The sequence below is a fragment of the Moritella sp. genome, assembly GCF_033791185.1.
Lineage (GTDB): Bacteria > Pseudomonadota > Gammaproteobacteria > Enterobacterales > Moritellaceae > Moritella.
Genome location: NZ_JASJHF010000288.1, coordinates 21,256 through 38,842, shown reverse-complemented (window position 1 = coordinate 38,842; position 17,587 = coordinate 21,256). Strand labels below are relative to the sequence as shown.

Here is a 17,587-nt window from a genome sequence, read left to right as displayed (position 1 = left end):
AGGGGTTGGTTTAGGCGCGCAGCCAGAAATAGCAACAATCATAAGAACTGATAGCAGAGTCTTTTTATACATTGAGATTAATCCTTTAAAATTTGAGCTTGTCAGTTGAACAGCGTCAGCATAAAACACAATACTATCATTAACTTACTTAAATATGAATCAATTAGCTAACAATCTGACATTTCTGACGCATGATTTGTTAATTAATTTAAATGGTTATGCGGTTATTGAGATTAACGATGCTAATGACATGACGGCAAGACGGGGGTATGAGTGGTGAGTTTTCAGTAATGCGGGCATTACGCGTGTATTTTAGCAGTGAAAAAGAACAGTGGCCCATTGCTTGGCAATTATAGCCAACTGCTCTTTCTAGTTAGCCAGAAGTCATGTGAAAATCTGAATATGACCCTGTCTACAGAGGACGTTAAAACAACCTCATCTTTGGTAAAAACTAATCTTATTTGTCAGTGTGAGTCAAAACTAAATTGCTACCGTCAATTCTAACGTCTTTGTAACCCTGCAATTTTTCAGAAAGTACATCAAGTACTTTTTCAGTAAAGGCGTCATCTGATAGTGTATAAGTTGTTACATGATTACCAGACATCGCATCATTATTTACTGCAGATTCAATGCTATTTAACAAGTCTCGAAGTTCATCATTATTCATAGGTATATTCCATATAAAATGTATATTGTTTAAGTTTACTTAACATTTTTGATGGTAGGCTCTTTGCGGTTTAGTTTCAACAGCGAATGCGATATTAAAAGCTAGATAAATCAAGTTTAATCTGTGTTCCCAACCAATGAACATGCTCGGTATGATCAATTAAATCATCGCCTGTCACCGCATGTATCAACACGGTCAGCTCCTGTCTATTGGCTTTAACCCAAGGGACGAAAGTATCAAAATCAGCGTGGCTAAATGTGGCGGCAAAGCTCCATTGTGGATGAGGTCCCACCAGCCGCGTATTTAAATTACCGACTTCTAAGCCAAGTTCATCACGAATAGTAGTGCGTAATACAGTGGCCAACGCCAATGATGATTCATCAAAATAGAAATGGGCATGGTAACTGTCGTGGCTATTGCTTAGATTATTGCTTAAGTCATTACATAGGTCATTACTTAGGTCATTACTTAGGTCATTGCTCAGTGTATTCGTTAAGTCGTGGACTTGAGTATGGGGGTTGGAACTCATAAATACCTCATAAAATTAAAGCGTTAAAAACAGCGCAGCCAAGATAACACAGTTACTATAGCCTTAGTACGTCCTTTACTTTCTTCACATTATAGTTAACAACACATCGCTAAAATCAACATATAAAAACACTAAATGACGTTAACTTACAGTGCTTTACATTATATTTTCGATTTACATTCTTTACCTATAACTTGCTGGTCATTGGGGTTTGTTTTACTATATGATATAAGAATACGAACAATTATCATTTGGATCACCGTCAATATGAAACTATCAGTTGTAGCTACTTTCTTTGGATTATTATTCTCAGCCAACGCTTTATCAGACACAATCACAGTTACCCATCAATTAGGTAAAACCACATTAGAGACTAAGCCGCAACGGGTTGTAGTCATTGGCACCGGTACACTAGATGCGTTAGATTATTTTGGTATTAAGCCTGTAGCAGTAAGTAAAGCGACAACGATGCCTGATTATTTATTGAAATATAAAAGCAAGGAATTCGCCTCTTCAGGTAGTTTAAACGAACCTGACTTTGAAACTATTTACATGCAAAAACCAGACATTATCATCATCGGTTCTCGCGCTGTCGAATCTTATAAGGAACTATCAAAAATAGCCCCAACAGTGATGTTCGCACCAGAATCTAATGGCTATTGGCAGAGTACCCAGCAACAATGGCGTATGCTGGGTGACATCTTTGAAATTCAGCCAAAAGTAGAAGCTAAGATCGCCAGTGTTGACGCTAAGATCTCTGAAATTGCTGATTATAATAAAACCAACGACGTTAAAGCATTAACAGTGATGAGTGCTGGCGGCAATATCACTACGTTTGGCGCCCAATCGCGTTTCTCTGCAATTTATCGTGATTTTGGTTTCCAAGAAGCCGTACCTAACATTAAAGAGTCTCGTCATGGCGATCTGATCTCGTATGAATTCATTAGTAACGTTAATCCAGCCAACCTCTTCATCATCGACAAAGACAAACTGATTAATAAAGATAAAAGCCGTACCCGCGAAGAGTTTGCCAATCCCTTGGTTAAATCAACCCAGGCTTATAAAAGCGATAAGCTAAATTACCTTGATATTAACGCTTGGTATATTGCCCTGTCAGGTGTCACGGCAACCGACCAAATGCTCCAAGATATGCAGCAATCACGCACACTGTAATTGAGGCTTACCTTGAAAAAATTATTGTTTGTACTGGTCATTCTCAGTATCGCATCGGTTTTTATCGGTGTCGCAGACCTTTCCTTCTCGGCGATTTTAAACGGTGATACCGAGGCTATCGAATTACTGTTAATCAGCCGCCTGCCTCGCTTATTAGCTATTTTACTCTCAGGTGCAGGGCTGAGTATTGCAGGACTGATCATGCAGCAGATCAGTCAAAACCGATTCGCATCACCATCGACATCTGGCACCATTGAATGTGCCATGCTCGGCTATGTCTTAAGCCTAGTATTCCTAGGTCATGGTGATAACTTATTCCTGATATTTGGTATGGCGATTGCGGGGACCTTGCTATTCATTCAGTTTATCCATCGGATCCAGTTTAAAAACGCCATTTACGTTCCGCTCATCGGTATTATTTTTGGTAATGTCGTGTCTTCAGCTGCCACTTTCGTCGCTTATAAATATGATGCAGTACAAAACCTATCAGCATGGACAGTGGCTAACTTTGCCAGCATTTTACAGGGTAATTACGAATTACTTTATATCGCCCTGCCTATCTCTGTGATCAGCTACTGGTACGCCACCCGCTTGTCTGCAGTGGGTATGGGTAAAGACTTCGCCACCAATATCGGCTTGAATTACAAACAGGTACTCTTTATCGGCATCATTCTTGTGTCTGTGATGTCTGCATCTGTGGTGATGATTGTCGGACAATTACCTTTCTTAGGCTTGATCGTACCTAATTTAGTCACGCAATTTTATGGTGATAATTTACGTAAAAACATTCCGCTCACCGCCATTATCGGCGCTATTTTAATTTTACTTTGTGATGTGGTTGGTCGCGTGATCATCTTCCCTTACGAGATCCCTATTTCGATGATCATCAGCATATTAGGTGGCGTGGTATTTATCTTCTTCATTGTAAAAGGGAAACAAAATGTCTGATGCAATGAAACTCACCGGACTGGCAGTTATCACGGTACTCTTCACGTTTCTATTCATCGGTGTTGGTTTAGATGCGTCAAACTATGAATACTTTTTATCACGTCGCGTGCCAAAAGTATTAGCCATGATCATCGCTAGTATCGCTATTGCTCAGTCGTCATTAGTATTTCAAACCATTACTCATAACCGTATTTTAACCCCCAGTATTATGGGCTTTGATGCCTTGTATTTATTAACCCAAGTATTGGTGGTCGTTATCTTCGGCGGCTTTAGCGTATTGCTATTAAACCCATTTATTAACTTTGCGCTATCGGTTTTAGTCATGGTCGGATTTTCGTTATTACTGTTTGGCTTTTACTTTAGCAGTACCAATGCTAAAGGTAACGTCATTACCCTATTACTGCTCGGTGTTATCTTCGGTCAGCTGTTCAACAATGTGTCTTCATTTTTTATGATGCTGGTTGATCCCAATGACTTCTTAACGATTCAAGCAAGCATGTTTGCTAGCTTTAATAACGTAAACCAAGAGCTAGTCTACTTATGTGTCTTGCCATTGCTTTTCGTCAGCGCCCTGCTATTTAAGCTAGCACCGGTATTGGATGTATTTTGGTTAGACAATGACAATGCCATCAGCCTAGGCGTTGATACCCGCCGCGTCACTAAGCAAGTATTGATACTGGTCGCGATCATGATCTCGTTATCAACAGCCTTGGTGGGGCCGGTAATGTTCTTTGGTTTACTGGTGGCTAATTTAACCAAAGAATTTTTCCATACTTATCGTCATAACACATTACTCATCGCGAGTAGTTTAATGGCTATGTCGATGCTGCTATCAGGACAATGGATCATCGAGAATGTCTTTAGCTTTTCAACCACCTTGAGTGTGGTCATTAACTTTGTCGGCGGTTTGTATTTCTTATCCCTGCTTGTTCGACAAAAAATTCAATAACGCTGTTATTTAACAAGACTGTTTACAAAACGATTAACAACATAAGTATTTACGAAAATCATTGGGATGTATAAAGTATGATTTCATTAACCAATTTATCTAAAGCCTTTGGTCAGCACAAAGTTGTCGACCAAGCTTCGGCCTCATTTATTAAAGGCCAAGTCACTGCTATCATTGGCCCCAATGGCGCAGGTAAAAGTACCGTATTGTCGATGGCCTGCCGTTTATTAAATAAAGACAGTGGTACAGTGATTATCGACAATCAAGACGTATTAGATTGGGATACCAAAGCACTGGCGAAAAAATTAGCCGTGCTGCGTCAATCTAACAATCTCAATATGCGTTTTACAGTGCGGGAATTAGTGGCTTTTGGCCGCTATCCTTATAGTCAAGGCAAGCTGACCACTAACGATAATGCGGTCATAGACAAAGCGATTGGCTACTTAGATTTAACCTCGATTGAAAACAACTATCTTGATGAGCTAAGTGGCGGTCAACGTCAGTTAGCCTTTATCGCCATGGTGGTGGCACAAGATACTGATTATGTATTTTTGGATGAGCCACTGAATAACTTAGATATTAAGCATTCATTACAAATAATGAAAAATATTAAAACTTTAGCCCATGAATTAGGTAAAGCAGTGGTGATCGTGATCCATGACATTAACTTTGCCTCTTGCTATTCCGACAACATTGTTGCGCTAAAGAAAGGTAAAGTTGTCGCCAACGGCACAGTCTCCGAGATCATCAACAAAGATGTATTGTCGGCTATTTACGATACCGAGTTTGATATTCATGAAATCAACGGTAAACGTATTTGCATGTACTACGGGCAGTAGCCGCCTAGCTCTGTATTAAGCACTAAGAGTTAGAGTTAAGGATTAAGAACTAAGGACTACATATGAGTAAGAAACCAAATAACAGATTACTAACAGTCATAGACAGCCAGCAATTAACGCCGAACATGCAGCGTATTAGCTTTCAAGCAGACGATTTATCGAGTTTCCCCGCTGATGCTGAAGGCGGCTACATTAAACTGCTGTTTACTGAAAATGGTGATACCGATATTTCACAGTTATCACCAAACATCCGCCCCAAAATGCGTACTTATACCATCCGTAATTTACGCCAAGCGCTCAATCAATTGGACGTCGACTTTGTACGTCATGAGCACTGCGTTATTAATCAAACAGCTATTGATGACACGGCTATTGATTGCACAGCTACTGATAATACGGCTGCCCATAGTCATAATGGCGGTTTTGCAGCCGCATGGTCACAATCAGCGCGCACTGGCGATACCATCTCAATTGCAGGACCAGGGGAAATAAAACCCATAAACTTAAACGTTGATTGGTACTTTTTAGTGGCAGACATGACTGCGCTACCAGCATTAGCAGCGCAACTCAACAAGCTCCCTCAGGCAGCCAAAGGTTATGCCGTCATTGAAATTAACCATACCGATGACAAGCAAAGCTTAATCAAACCAGCTGGCATAGAGGTTGTTTGGATTGTCGCAAATTCAGCTGAGACAGATCTAGCCAGCCAAGTGCAAAGCTTAACTTGGTTATCAGGCGCAGCTTCGGTGTGGTGTGCTTGTGAGTTTTCAACCATGCGCGCATTACGCCAATACTTTAGAAATGAAAAAGCTGTCGATAAAGACAATCTCTATATCAGCAGTTATTGGAAATCAGGGTGTACTGAAGATGGCCATAAGATAGCAAAACGCAACGATAATGAAGCACAGCTAAGTGGTTAATCCCCCTTTTCACTTCATTTTCGCGTAAACTAGCCCGGTTTTATATCATTCTAATAACGGGCTAAATCATTTTGCATACTCTATCTCAGCTAAAATCGGGTGAATTAACAGGTATTAAGCGTTTAACATTATCTGAAAATCTAACCGCTTTCCCTCTCGAGATCTTGTCACTAGCTGACACTTTAGAGATCCTCGACTTATCCAATAACCAGTTAACAACGCTGCCAAAAGAGATTGCCCAGTTGACTAAATTGAAGATCTTGTTTGCCTCAAACAATCAATTTGTCACGTTACCAGAAGTACTTGGCCAATGCCCAAACTTAGAAATGCTTGGCTTTAAATCAAACCAAATTAACCAAGTACCGAAATCTTCATTACCAGTGAAATTACGCTGGTTGATCTTAACGGATAACCGCCTTGAAGTATTACCGGACTCATTAGGTGAGCGCCCGCGTTTACAGAAATTAGCCCTCGCAGGTAACTGTTTAACAGCTCTGCCGCAGACAATGTCTCAGTGTCATAACCTAGAGCTAGTACGTATTTCAGCTAACCGCCTAACTGAATGCCCTGAACAGCTATTCGGTTTACCAAAACTGGCTTGGTTTGCCTTTTCAGGTAATCCGTTTAGCCAAACTAATGTATCGATTGATAGCGTGCCGCAGTTAGCCTCATCAAGCTATACATTACAAAACGTACTTGGCCAAGGCGCATCAGGCGTGATCTCAAAAGCCGTTTGGAATGAACCACAAACCCAGTTCCCAGACGAGATCGCAGTCAAAGTATTTAAAGGCGAAGTAACCAGTGATGGTTATCCTGAAGATGAGTTACAAGCTTGTTTGAAAGTCGGTAACCACCCGAGCTTAGTGCAATCATTAGCACAAGTGAAAGAAGACGGGTACTTAGCACTGATCATGAACTTGATCCCAGCTCACTACGCTAACTTAGGGCTACCACCGTGCTTTAACAGCTGTACGCGTGATACCTTCCCTACAGACTTTACTTTGTCTATTACGCAAATAGACAAGATGATTTCACAGATGGATGAAGTGTTCACGCATTTACACGACAATCAAGTTTGTCACGGCGATTTGTACGCGCACAATACCTTGTTTGATGTGGATGCCAACATTATCTTTGGTGATTTTGGCGCAGCGACTATGTATCACATGCTAACTGAGGCACAACAAGTGCAAGTGAAGCAAATTGAACACCGCGCACTCGTGCATTTTATTGATGATTTACTGAGTATTTGCATTGAAGCTGATAAAGGCAGTGAAGCCTTTAAACGCCTTACACTGCGTGTAGGTTAAGTCTTAAATTACAGCTTAAACTTGTTGTTCTTATAACGCGCCATTGCCGCGACGTCTTTATCAACAATCGTTTGTCCTATTGGGGCAAGCGAGATAACCGCTAACTTCAAATGTTGCAGTGCAAACGGGATACCAATAATCGTCACGAAGCATGCAACCGCAGACGCTACATGGCCTAACGCTAACCAAACACCAGCAAAGATAAACCACAGCGCATTGCCAATAAAACCGAAGCTGCCAGTGCCGATATCTTCTGCACGCGTTAGCTCATCACGATATATGGCTTCTTTACCAAACGGAAAAAATGAAAAACCAGCGATAACAAAACAAGAACGTCCCCACGGAATACCGACAATACTAATAAACGCTAATACACCAAATAGTACCCACGCCAGCCCCATGACCGCGCCACCAAACAGAAACCAGATTATATTGCCAAGTGTTCTCATGTTATCGCCTTATATTATTTAATCAAAAATTTAGCCCAAAATAATCACACTACATTAGAACTTAGACTACAAAAATGCATTAAAATTCAACGTTAGGTATTAATCGTTAACACTCCGATTTAACCACATTATTTTTAGGCGACTTTTCTCGCGTTAACCACCAACAAATCAACGAGGCGACGGTCACCATCACCACACCTTGCCAGAACTTCGTTGTCAGCTCGATATTTAATATCAACGCAGAAAGGAAGGTCGATAGGATCGGCGTAAAATACGATAGCGTAGCTAACAGTACCATGTTACCGCCAAGGATGCCTATGTTCCAAAGCGCATAACCACTCCCCATCACAATACCGGCAAGCAACAGATCAAAACTGGCTCCAACAGTAAACACCATTGCGGGTTCGTCGCTGATTAAATACTTGATCCAAAGCGCTATCGCAGTACCAATAAAAAACCAGGTAATGCCATTCATGCCATTGGCCAACTTTTTGGTAATATTGCAGTAAAACGCCCAAATAAAGGCTCCAAAAAAAGCCATAGAGTAACTCGCTGGGTTGGTTGCGATATTACTGCTTAACTGGCTAATCGAAATCCCCTCATCACCGCCAACGGTCCAGGCAACACCAAAGAACGATAAAGCGATTGCCGGATAAAGCAGTTTATTAACCGGCTTATTACTCATAAACACCGCCATTAACACTGTTAACGAGGGCCACAAATAATTAATCACCCCCATTTCTACCGCTTGCGTACGATCATTTGCCATCCCCAATGCTAAGGATAAGCAAATTTCATAACTCACAAATAGCCCACCACCAATGAGTAAATAGCGGATAGGAAATAGTTTTAGCTTAGGCGCGCCTAAAAATATAAACAGAAATACCGAGCTAACAGTATAAATCATCGCAGCACCACCAATGGGGCCGAGCTGCTCTGCAACATTACGAATAAGCCCGACAATCGTGCTCCAAAGTAAAATAGCTAAGCAGCCTGCGAGGGTGAATTTATGGGAATTAATCAAGCGAATGCCTTTTGTTTCATTGTTGAGGGAGTATTCTCTGTTAAAGGTGCTGTATTTATACATACAGCACCTTTAATTACAACCATTCTAAGGCTGAGAGGGGTTATTCATTAACCACTAAGCAAGCCATATAAAACCAACAAACGTAACAGCAGCAGCGATTAACGTATAAGGTAATTGCGTTAATGCATGGCTCATCAAGTTGCAATCAGAACCTTGCGCAGCTAGCACCGTCGAGTCAGAATAAAAACAAGCCTGACTGCCAAATGATGATGCTGATAATAGCGCGCCAATCACTAACGGAATATCCGCATTCAGTGATTGCGCTAACGGCATTACAATTGGAATAGATACGGCAAAAATACCCCAGCTAGAACCTGTCACAAACGCTAATATAGACATAGATAAGAACACCACTGCTGGTAATAATTTCGGCGTCATAAATGGCGTTAAATGCTCAATAACATATTGTGACAACAGTAATTGATCGCTGACATCTTTAAAAATAAATGCCGCGATAACGGTACAAATCGCCGGTAACATCGATTTAAAACCATCAATCATTTGCTCCATCATATCAGCCAGTGGCATAATTTTTTGCACTGCATAAAACGGCAATGTAATGGCTAATGTCGCTAATAGCCCCATCAGAACATCAATGTCAAAATACACAGTAAATCCGACTAACAACAAGATCGGCACAACAAAGTTATGTAACTTACCCGTGTCGTCAGCATGCTGAAATTCATCTTCAATGGCTTTAAGCGCGTATTCATCAGAGGTTTGGATCTGTTCTAAATCAACTTGAACCAAAGCCGGTACACCTTGCGCAGCGGCTAACTGTGCTTTCTTCATTGGACCAAATGCAGGCACGATACCGACAATCACTAATACCACCATGATCACCGATAGCCACGCGTACAGCATATAAGGAATTGCTTCCATGTATACCGCGATGCCCTGCCCTTCAGCAGCAATACCATTGTCGACAAGTAAACCGCCGAAAAATACCGCCCATGTCGATAATGGTACTAATACACAAATAGGTGCGGCAGTAGAATCAACAACATAAGCAAGCATTTCGCGAGACACTTTAAACTTATCAGTCACGCGCTTCATCGTCGAACCAACCGTTAATGCATTTAAATAGTCGTCGATAAAAATAGCGACGCCTAATAGAAATGTCATTAACAACGACGATTTAGGCCCTTTGGCAAATTTCATCGCATAGCGGCCAAATGCCATCGAACCACCCGTTTTCACGAGTAACGCAATTAAGGCACCAAAACCACCACAGACTAAAATAAGCCAACCGATAGTCTCATCTGTCATCACAGAGAGAGATATAGCCGAAAAACTGGTTAACGCACTATTAGACTCAATTAACATGAGTCCGACAAATGAACCAATAACCAACGAAAGGATAGGACGTCGTAATACAACGGCTAACACCAAAACCACCACAGGTGGGATAAGACTTAAGGCTGTCGCTTCTGACATGCTTTAAGATCCTTCTAAAATAGAGCCAAAATGGCTAAGTAAATTAAAAGACTCAAATTGAACAGGTGTTTTTATCTGAGTTTAATGCTGCTTTACATGAGCAAAACACCAGCTGGGTAGGAGGTTGCTGGCGCTTGTTTACACTGCTTGGGGCAGGGTCGTTAAAACATCGGGCGCAATTTAATCCCGATTTGATTTGGAGTCAACAAAAATTATATTAATTTATATATTATTTTATCTATTGGAAAAGTTATTGCTGACTAGCATAGGTCATGATTCAAGTTATTGAGCGTAATAGACAACGATTTGACATGGTATTAGGGAGGGCATCTCGCGCCATAGCAGGCGCGAGAGACATACTATAATAATTAGCTACGGCTAGTTACTTCTAGTAAGTGATAACCAAATTGTGTTTTCACTGGACCTTGAACTGTGTTTACTGGTGCAGAAAATACAACTTTATCAAATTCTGGAACCATCATACCTGGGCCAAATTTACCTAGATCACCGCCTTGAGCGCCTGATGGGCAATTTGAATGTTGCTTCGCAACTTCAGCAAAATCAGTACCCGCTTCAATTTGTGCTTTTAGTTCATTACACTTTGCTTCGTCATCGACTAAAATGTGTCTTGCAGTTGCTTGAGCCATGTTTTTTTCCTTTATTTTATTTGAGGATATAAATTTAAAGGAAGTGTAAGGCAAAAAAATAAAAAAGGCGAGAGATGGAGAAGGTTAATAAGTTAAGGGATGGAGCTTGATTAACTTATGGCCAAGCTCACTGAGATCATTTTGATCCAGAATCCCGATTTGCTAAGCCACTTCTCGCCATTGGTAATACTTGGTATCTGCCAATTCCAGCATAGGATGATCTTCTGCTGTATCACCGTAGGCAAAAATGGTATCAAACTGGGTTAAATCAAAGCATTGCTTGATGAAAGCCACCTTATTTTCACCACCACAATCACCTTGCTCATAGCGGCCAGTGAGCACTGCCTGCTTAGATTCCAACTCACTGCATAGCAAGTCTAACCCGTGTGTTTGACACCAATAACAAAGATACGGATTGAGTGACGCGGACACCACCACAACTTTGTCACCTCGCGCTTTGTGCCACTCAATCCGTGTCATTGCAGTTGTTCTTAATGTCGAAGGTAAATATTCACGCGCAAACTGTTCACCCAGTTGGAATACCTGTCGTTCACTACGCTGCCAAAATGCGAATTTAGCTAACATAGGTCTTATTTTAGCGGCTGGAAATAAATCCATTTTGTGTAATAAGATGACTGGCGATAGCAGTATCATGCCGGTAACTAAACGCACTTTTGGCGTGGCATAGAAGATGAATTTAGTAAAACAATCTTCATTGGTAATTGTTCCATCAAAGTCAAAAAAAGCGATATTCACTGACGTTCCTTTAAATGCGATGTATTAATACTGTTGACGTACACCCTAGCAATCAAAGGCGACGAGGTAAATATCCGATCAGCATCGGCTCGAATTTAATTTAGCACAGCAAAGATCAGTAATACCGTCAGTAGCAGGCAAAATGTTTGCCAGAATACCTGCGGATCACGCTCCATGATCGGCATTTTCTGCCGTAATAAGCCTTGAGGACTCGGATGGTTCAAATCATGTATAAACTCCCCCACTTCGGCATAACGATGAGCAGGGTTAATCGCTAGCGCTTTATTGAGCGCAAAATCAACCCAATGCGGGACATTGTTATCATTGCCACACGCCGATATATAGCGCAACCGTTGCTGGGCTTTACGACTGTGTGATTTAGCAACCTCATTACCATAAGGTAACCGTCCCGTTAATAACTGATAAGTGATCACCGCTAACGAAAAGATATCCGCACGGTTGCTACCTAATTCGCCAACAAAATACTCAGGGGCGGTATACTGCGCCGTCCCCAAAATATCAGTGGTGCCATTGCCCGTTTCCGCAATACCCGCAACGCGGATAGCGCCAAAATCAATAATTTTAACCGTACCAGCAGTATCAATCATAATGTTATTAGGGCGCAGATCTTGGTGTACCATCTCCTGACGATGTAAAGCCTGCAGCCCTTTTGCGATCTGTTTGACGATATCTCGCACCACGTCTAGGTCAGGTTTGGGGTTATCATTAAGCCACTGCGCTAGGTGCTTACCGTCGATATATTCCGTCACGCTATACAGGTAATTTCGCGCCTGTATTGGTTTAACGGCTTTTAGCACGTGCACATTATTAATACGATTGGCGATCCAATCTTCCATCAATAAACTTTCCCGATAACTGGCATCATCGCGTAATTCCGTTGACGGTGTTTTTAATACCACTAACTGCTCGGTTGCTTGTTGTTTGGCTAAAAATACATGACTGCGGCTGCTAATGTAAATGTCACGCAATATTTCATAACCATCAAATACTTGCTTAGGCTGTAACATAGGAGGGAGTGGCAGTAACATGGCTTGGTCTTGGATCTCTGCGTAACCACATTCGGGCAAGCTATCAATACGCACGATTTGAATGGAAAGATTATCATCACTGCCCGCAGCAAGCGCCATTTCAACTAAGTTGTTAGCTATATCAGCAAATAAGCTGTCGGGTTGCTGATTGGCAGGTACTGTAGATGCAGTGATAAATGCAGCAATCTCTTTATTCGACAAAAAATCATGCACACCATCGGTGGTAAATACAAATATATCACCTTGGATTAATGGCAAGGTTTGGTAGTCTATATCTAATGATTGATGGATACCTAAAGCATGGGTTAAAAAGCTGCACTGTTCATCAACACGGCGTCGATGATCTTTGGTTAGTTGCTCTAATGAACCACCTGCTAACCTAAATATACGCGAGTCACCGCAGTGAAATAAGTGTGCGGTATTGGATTTAAATACCGCAGCACTAAAGGTACAGACATAACCTTTATCTAAGTTATGCCGATGTGGACTATCTTGACTCTGTGCATAAAGCCAATAATTAGTGGCTTTTAATACTTTCAAAGCCGCCGTTTTAACTGACCACGCATCGCTTGTACAGTAGTAATCAGCAATAAAGCCAGTGATCGCGGTATCACTGGCAATCTTGCTAACATCACTCGAACTTATCCCATCAGCAATAGCCACCACAGCGCCCTTTGTACTCAGTACTGGAGCGGGAGGAATAAATACCCCGATACTGTCTTGATTACAGGATTTTATACCCGCATGAGTCGCTTGGCCAACACTTAGCGTTAATCGCTCTTGCATAATAAAACGCCCTGCTTCATTGTCATCTGGGATCCAGCGCTTTATTTCAACGCATTGATGGGATTCGTTGATTGTGGTGAGGATTTACGTTCTGCAGTCGTCTTAACATGCGTGATATACAGGGGTAAACCAACTAATAATAAACCACCGACTAAGTTACCCAATACGGTTGGAATTTCGTTCCAAACAAGGTAATCAAGTACAGTGAACTCGCCCCCCATGATCATCGAGAACGGGAATAAAAACATATTTACAATCGAATGTTCAAACCCCATAAAGAAGAACAACATAATCGGCATCCACATGGCAAGCATTTTACCAGTTGCCGAGGTCGAGATCATTGCACCAACAACCCCCATTGAAACCATCCAGTTACACAACATACCGCGAATGAAAATAGTGAACCAACCAGCGGTACCAAACTCTTGATAACCCAGCGTTCTTGCTTCACCAATACTACCGACTTTAGCAGCCAATGCACCACCGTCTGTATTGTAGCCATAGGTTAAAATGAATGATGCGAAAAAAGCCACGGTTATAGCGCCAAAGAAATTACCTAAAAACACTAACCCCCAGTTACGTAACAATTGGTCCACAGTGCAACCCGGTCGCTTATCTATCACCGCCAGTGGTACCAGCGTAAATACCCCAGTGAGTAGATCAAATTTCATTAAATACAGCATAATAAAGCCGACCGGGAATAAAACCGCCCCGAGTAATGGCTGTCCAGTTTTAACTATTACGGTTATCGCAAAGAAGGCTGCCAAGGCTAAAATAGCGCCAGCCATAAAAGCACGTACGAGTGTATCCCTCGTGGACATGAATATTTTTTGTTCACCCGCATCGACCATCTTGGTCACAAATTCTTTTGGTTCAATATAAGACATTGTCGTACTCCCTGTAATGTGAATTACATTAAAGGTTGCGATTTACATGCCAACTTATAAATAGCCTTAATATTCAATTAGATAAAACAATTAAACACGGTAGAATTATACTCGTAGCACCAATTATGTGCAAAAATGACTAGTCATTGCTCATAAATAGGTGGCTACATTACTTGTCCTTAAAGAAGGAGATTTTTTTAACCGCTAAGGCTTACAATGAAAATTCAGCTTATTACCATCTAGATCTCTAAAATAAGCACAATAATAACCACCAGAGCGTAGACCTGGGTCGCCTTCATTTTGTCCACCCAAAGCTAATGCTTTTTTATGCAGCTTATCGACTTCTTCAATAGAAGAAACACTTAAAGCAACCATAGTGCCATTACCGTAACTCGCATCTTCACCATCGAATGGATTACCGATTGCGAGCATAGGTTTTCCTTCACCAAAACTCCAAGCTAAAAATGTTTTCGAATCTGCTACTTTTTCCGCACCCATCATCTTCATTAACGAACTATAAAAATAACGCGAAACATCGATATTTTGAGACCCTAACATTACATATCCAATCATTCATATTCTCCTATAAGAAATTGAGTTTGCCTTGATTTTGAATAACAAAGCAGGCCTAGTGTAAGGCTTCTCTGATTGTAATCGCTAACCGTAATAACTCACAACCAACGACGAACGTTTTCCTGATAACGGGTAAATTCTGCCCCGAATATATCTTTCAACGCCAACTCTTCTGGTTCAATCTGAAAGTGGTTCATATAAAATACGAAACCTACTACGCCTATGCTTATCCAAGGAGACGATAGATACACTGCCCAAGCAAGCAAAAATAAAGCGAGCCCAACATACATAGGGTTACGTGAGATGGTGTAAATACCCGAACTTACTAACGCAGTCGCGGTTTCAGGTTTCAAAGGATTAACCGTTGTTTCAGCCCTTCGAAAAGAAACTACACCGGCAATGCAAAAGAATATACCAGCAGCGACAGCTAGCATTGATAATGCCAAACGCACCATGGTATGCATCTCAACCGTGGGAACAATAAATGAAATGGCCCACATAGCGAACGCAAATAGTCCCGTGACAAGTGGTGGTGGAACCCTATTTTTAAGTACTCTCATATTACCTCCCTGGTTATACGCTTTATGATAGATAGCTACAATCCAGCCTGAATCATCTGTTTAATGACAACCGCTTTAACGAAGTGATCTAATTTATGAGTCTGGATCCACCACGTCGCCACTTCCATCAGTAACTCTGGTGTATCATTTTTATTGGCGAAAAAAGCATAGAATGAAAGGCCAACATTATCACCTTTGCTGTCTATTTTCTTATTACAAACAGCGATTATTTTGTTTCTTAATTCTTGTTTCATTAGTTACTCATAGCCAAAAATGATTACGCCCTTTCCTTCACCTTACTTCTCTGGTTTATCGGTATTTTTTATTAATGGAGCAACGCATTCTACAAACTCCGAGATATCAAAATTCATCGCTTCATCTGTGCCCCCCGTTACTGAAAATTCCCCAGTGAAGCTAGGAGTAGCTTTGCTCTTATCAACATTTGCTGTAATTGCTATTTCGTAGCTACGTCCTTCCGGCAATAACTTAGAGCAACTCTCGACCGTTTGCGGTGAGGTATTTGCTTGGGCATTAAAACTAAATATACATAAAGCCACTAGCGTAATTCGATTGGTTAGTTTAAACATATTAAAATCCTTCATTTAAATACAAACAGCATAATATAGAGAGCATGCGCGAGCTCCGAGAAGATAACAGATATGTGCATCACCAGCATTTGCAATGCATGCGAATACAAAGCCAATGATTAGCCTAATTCATTGTGTTTAGCAACAAACAAACGACTGTGGGGGTAAGTAAATTCGTTACATATCATAGCTATTATGCCACCTTGCCACCAGCGAGTCAGCTGTTGGTTTTCATATCAAGCTAAGCATCTACTTAGATGTAATTTATTTTTTACTATAAAAAAGGCGATAGTACAAAGCCTATCGCCATGGGATGTATTATTTTAGGTGAACCGAAAACCAATCTTATATGTTATTAAAATAATGAGCTGATGGTATTCTCAGTAAGTGGTTTTCTGAAGTCTTTGCCCATTAATTCATAAACATTGAATTTGACAGTATTCCAATTGTCATCAAAGTTATATTCCATAACACTTTCGCCTGTAGTTAAACTTTGTGACAAGGTCCATTCGGTAGCATAACCCGTCATGCCGTTACCATAATCTTTGTAAGGTGCGTCAGCAGGCACTCGATAAGGGACACTGGCTATTTTCATCAAGCCATTTTGAGTGCTGCTCGGCTCGGTTAATTTACTTTTAAAATAACTGGCATGTAAATAACGGCTCTCTGCGCTGGGATTACCCGTTGAGCCAAAATCAGTATTGCGGTCTGCGTTTACCCATGAAGATTGATGCTTCTTTTTATTTTCTAAATGGGTAGCCAGCGACGGCTGGTTCGTCATCACGTCAGCGTCTTCTCCCCGATAAATCTTTAATCCATCCTCATCCATTTCAATAACTGCACGGCCGCCAGATTTATCTGTCATCGACCAGTGCAATTTAATCTCCATCGGCATACCTTCAACCTGCATCGTGGCAATCGCTAACTTTGGAAGCTCGCTAGTGGCCTCTTCAACCGATTTATAATTCGCTAGAATATATTCACCAAGAGTAAACTGAGTAATAGAATCCGATTTTAAATCAGCAGAGAGTGTCATCGGGCTATAATAGAGTGTATTTACCTGTAACCCCTGACTGTTAACACCGTCATGTACGAAATCACCATATGCTAAAACACCGACAATATTATATTTAACTTTGTAAAGGTCACCTAATCCATTCCCTTGAATAGAGCGCAAGCTACCCTTATTAATATTGCCCAGAACTGGGTTCGTTGCTTCCACCCAATCATTAGTTCGGGAAGTGAAAACACCGAGATCAGTGTTCCAAGCAACCGATGTACAAGCTTGTGCAATGCTTGAACTGACTAATCCGGCGATTAATGCGACTTTTAGTGTTTGCTTTATCATCTTTTATTCCATCCATTCAATAATTGATGAATATGATAATAATAGAGAAAGCTAAGTAGGTTAAATCACTTTAGGTGGATCAAACC

The 17,587-nt window shown here is 41.1% G+C and carries 20 protein-coding genes; 6 read left to right on the top strand and 14 right to left on the bottom strand.

The annotated features are described in order from the left end of the window. Positions 1–457: 457 nt before the first annotated feature. Positions 458–667, bottom strand: coding sequence for a hypothetical protein (locus QNK26_RS16500; protein WP_319225010.1), 210 nt, complete (start codon positions 665–667; stop codon positions 458–460). A gap of 94 nt (positions 668–761) precedes the next feature. Next, entirely contained in the window at positions 762–1,196 is a 435-nt protein-coding gene (locus tag QNK26_RS16495; protein ID WP_319225008.1) for a DOPA 4,5-dioxygenase family protein, read from the bottom strand. Between the two features lie 267 nt (positions 1,197–1,463). Here QNK26_RS16495 and QNK26_RS16490 point away from each other — a divergent pair, with 267 nt between their 5' ends. From QNK26_RS16490 to QNK26_RS16465, 6 genes are all read left to right on the top strand, one after another. Then, on the top strand, positions 1,464–2,369 hold the full coding sequence (locus QNK26_RS16490) for a siderophore ABC transporter substrate-binding protein (RefSeq protein WP_319225007.1): 906 nt from the start codon (positions 1,464–1,466) through the stop codon (positions 2,367–2,369). Positions 2,370–2,381: 12 nt separating this feature from the next. Further along, positions 2,382–3,317, top strand: a complete 936-nt coding sequence (gene vctD / locus QNK26_RS16485) for an iron chelate uptake ABC transporter permease subunit VctD (protein WP_319225005.1) — start codon at positions 2,382–2,384, stop codon at positions 3,315–3,317. Further along, positions 3,310–4,266, top strand: a complete 957-nt coding sequence (locus QNK26_RS16480; RefSeq protein ID WP_319225004.1) for an iron chelate uptake ABC transporter family permease subunit — start codon at positions 3,310–3,312, stop codon at positions 4,264–4,266. Before vctD ends, QNK26_RS16480 begins: the two co-directional genes overlap by 8 nt. A gap of 77 nt (positions 4,267–4,343) precedes the next feature. Then, positions 4,344–5,105, top strand: coding sequence for an ABC transporter ATP-binding protein (locus QNK26_RS16475; RefSeq protein ID WP_319225002.1), 762 nt, complete (start codon positions 4,344–4,346; stop codon positions 5,103–5,105). 62 nt (positions 5,106–5,167) lie between these two features. After that, positions 5,168–6,025 (top strand): siderophore-interacting protein, encoded by an 858-nt coding sequence (locus QNK26_RS16470; RefSeq protein ID WP_319225001.1) that lies wholly within the window; start codon positions 5,168–5,170, stop codon positions 6,023–6,025. A gap of 71 nt (positions 6,026–6,096) precedes the next feature. Continuing rightward, positions 6,097–7,335: a leucine-rich repeat-containing protein kinase family protein gene (locus tag QNK26_RS16465; protein WP_319225000.1), complete on the top strand. Its 1,239-nt coding sequence runs from the start codon at positions 6,097–6,099 to the stop codon at positions 7,333–7,335. 8 nt (positions 7,336–7,343) lie between these two features. On the opposite strand, the gene QNK26_RS16460 is transcribed toward QNK26_RS16465, so the two are convergent. From QNK26_RS16460 to QNK26_RS16405, 12 genes are all read right to left on the bottom strand, one after another. Further along, positions 7,344–7,784 carry a YccF domain-containing protein gene (locus QNK26_RS16460; RefSeq protein WP_319224999.1) on the bottom strand — a complete coding sequence of 147 codons (441 nt, stop codon included), beginning with the start codon at positions 7,782–7,784 and terminating at the stop codon, positions 7,344–7,346. Between the two features lie 106 nt (positions 7,785–7,890). After that, positions 7,891–8,808: an aromatic amino acid DMT transporter YddG gene (gene yddG, locus QNK26_RS16455; protein ID WP_319225014.1), complete on the bottom strand. Its 918-nt coding sequence runs from the start codon at positions 8,806–8,808 to the stop codon at positions 7,891–7,893. Between the two features lie 117 nt (positions 8,809–8,925). Beyond that, on the bottom strand, positions 8,926–10,308 hold the full coding sequence (locus tag QNK26_RS16450) for a Na+/H+ antiporter NhaC family protein (protein WP_319224998.1): 1,383 nt from the start codon (positions 10,306–10,308) through the stop codon (positions 8,926–8,928). Between the two features lie 368 nt (positions 10,309–10,676). Beyond that, entirely contained in the window at positions 10,677–10,955 is a 279-nt protein-coding gene (locus QNK26_RS16445) for a peptidylprolyl isomerase (protein ID WP_019442637.1), read from the bottom strand. 162 nt (positions 10,956–11,117) lie between these two features. Beyond that, positions 11,118–11,711, bottom strand: coding sequence for an HAD-IB family hydrolase (locus QNK26_RS16440; protein ID WP_319224997.1), 594 nt, complete (start codon positions 11,709–11,711; stop codon positions 11,118–11,120). 95 nt (positions 11,712–11,806) lie between these two features. Continuing rightward, positions 11,807–13,546 carry a bifunctional protein-serine/threonine kinase/phosphatase gene (locus QNK26_RS16435; RefSeq protein WP_319224996.1) on the bottom strand — a complete coding sequence of 580 codons (1,740 nt, stop codon included), beginning with the start codon at positions 13,544–13,546 and terminating at the stop codon, positions 11,807–11,809. A gap of 41 nt (positions 13,547–13,587) precedes the next feature. Further along, positions 13,588–14,433 (bottom strand): formate/nitrite transporter family protein, encoded by an 846-nt coding sequence (locus QNK26_RS16430; protein WP_319224995.1) that lies wholly within the window; start codon positions 14,431–14,433, stop codon positions 13,588–13,590. Between the two features lie 204 nt (positions 14,434–14,637). Further along, positions 14,638–15,006: a VOC family protein gene (locus tag QNK26_RS16425; RefSeq protein WP_319224994.1), complete on the bottom strand. Its 369-nt coding sequence runs from the start codon at positions 15,004–15,006 to the stop codon at positions 14,638–14,640. Positions 15,007–15,104: 98 nt separating this feature from the next. Beyond that, complete coding sequence (locus QNK26_RS16420) at positions 15,105–15,506, bottom strand: isoprenylcysteine carboxylmethyltransferase family protein (RefSeq protein ID WP_319224992.1); 402 nt, start codon at positions 15,504–15,506, stop codon at positions 15,105–15,107. A gap of 95 nt (positions 15,507–15,601) precedes the next feature. Further along, the gene (locus QNK26_RS16415; protein WP_319224991.1) at positions 15,602–15,820 is read right to left on the bottom strand and encodes a DUF6500 family protein; all 219 of its coding nucleotides are present in this window, start codon (positions 15,818–15,820) and stop codon (positions 15,602–15,604) included. A gap of 42 nt (positions 15,821–15,862) precedes the next feature. Next, complete coding sequence (locus QNK26_RS16410) at positions 15,863–16,153, bottom strand: hypothetical protein (RefSeq protein ID WP_319224989.1); 291 nt, start codon at positions 16,151–16,153, stop codon at positions 15,863–15,865. Positions 16,154–16,508: 355 nt separating this feature from the next. Then, a complete protein-coding gene (locus QNK26_RS16405; RefSeq protein WP_319224988.1) occupies positions 16,509–17,501 on the bottom strand; it encodes a linear amide C-N hydrolase in 993 nt (330 codons plus the stop codon). Between the last annotated feature and the right edge of the window lie 86 nt (positions 17,502–17,587).

Excerpts from the sequence above, each read along its gene's own strand:
- QNK26_RS16500 (WP_319225010.1), bottom strand. The coding sequence starts at position 667 with ATGAATAATGATGAACTTCGAGACTTGTTAAATAGCATTGAATCTGCA.
- QNK26_RS16495 (WP_319225008.1), bottom strand. The coding sequence starts at position 1,196 with ATGAGTTCCAACCCCCATACTCAAGTCCACGACTTAACGAATACACTG.
- QNK26_RS16490 (WP_319225007.1), top strand. The coding sequence starts at position 1,464 with ATGAAACTATCAGTTGTAGCTACTTTCTTTGGATTATTATTCTCAGCC.
- QNK26_RS16480 (WP_319225004.1), top strand. The coding sequence starts at position 3,310 with ATGTCTGATGCAATGAAACTCACCGGACTGGCAGTTATCACGGTACTC.
- QNK26_RS16475 (WP_319225002.1), top strand. The coding sequence starts at position 4,344 with ATGATTTCATTAACCAATTTATCTAAAGCCTTTGGTCAGCACAAAGTT.
- QNK26_RS16470 (WP_319225001.1), top strand. The coding sequence starts at position 5,168 with ATGAGTAAGAAACCAAATAACAGATTACTAACAGTCATAGACAGCCAG.
- QNK26_RS16460 (WP_319224999.1), bottom strand. The coding sequence starts at position 7,784 with ATGAGAACACTTGGCAATATAATCTGGTTTCTGTTTGGTGGCGCGGTC.
- QNK26_RS16450 (WP_319224998.1), bottom strand. The coding sequence starts at position 10,308 with ATGTCAGAAGCGACAGCCTTAAGTCTTATCCCACCTGTGGTGGTTTTG.
- QNK26_RS16445 (WP_019442637.1), bottom strand. The coding sequence starts at position 10,955 with ATGGCTCAAGCAACTGCAAGACACATTTTAGTCGATGACGAAGCAAAG.
- QNK26_RS16435 (WP_319224996.1), bottom strand. The coding sequence starts at position 13,546 with ATGCAAGAGCGATTAACGCTAAGTGTTGGCCAAGCGACTCATGCGGGT.
- QNK26_RS16430 (WP_319224995.1), bottom strand. The coding sequence starts at position 14,433 with ATGTCTTATATTGAACCAAAAGAATTTGTGACCAAGATGGTCGATGCG.
- QNK26_RS16425 (WP_319224994.1), bottom strand. The coding sequence starts at position 15,006 with ATGATTGGATATGTAATGTTAGGGTCTCAAAATATCGATGTTTCGCGT.
- QNK26_RS16420 (WP_319224992.1), bottom strand. The coding sequence starts at position 15,506 with ATGTGGGCCATTTCATTTATTGTTCCCACGGTTGAGATGCATACCATG.
- QNK26_RS16415 (WP_319224991.1), bottom strand. The coding sequence starts at position 15,820 with ATGAAACAAGAATTAAGAAACAAAATAATCGCTGTTTGTAATAAGAAA.
- QNK26_RS16410 (WP_319224989.1), bottom strand. The coding sequence starts at position 16,153 with ATGTTTAAACTAACCAATCGAATTACGCTAGTGGCTTTATGTATATTT.
- QNK26_RS16405 (WP_319224988.1), bottom strand. The coding sequence starts at position 17,501 with ATGATAAAGCAAACACTAAAAGTCGCATTAATCGCCGGATTAGTCAGT.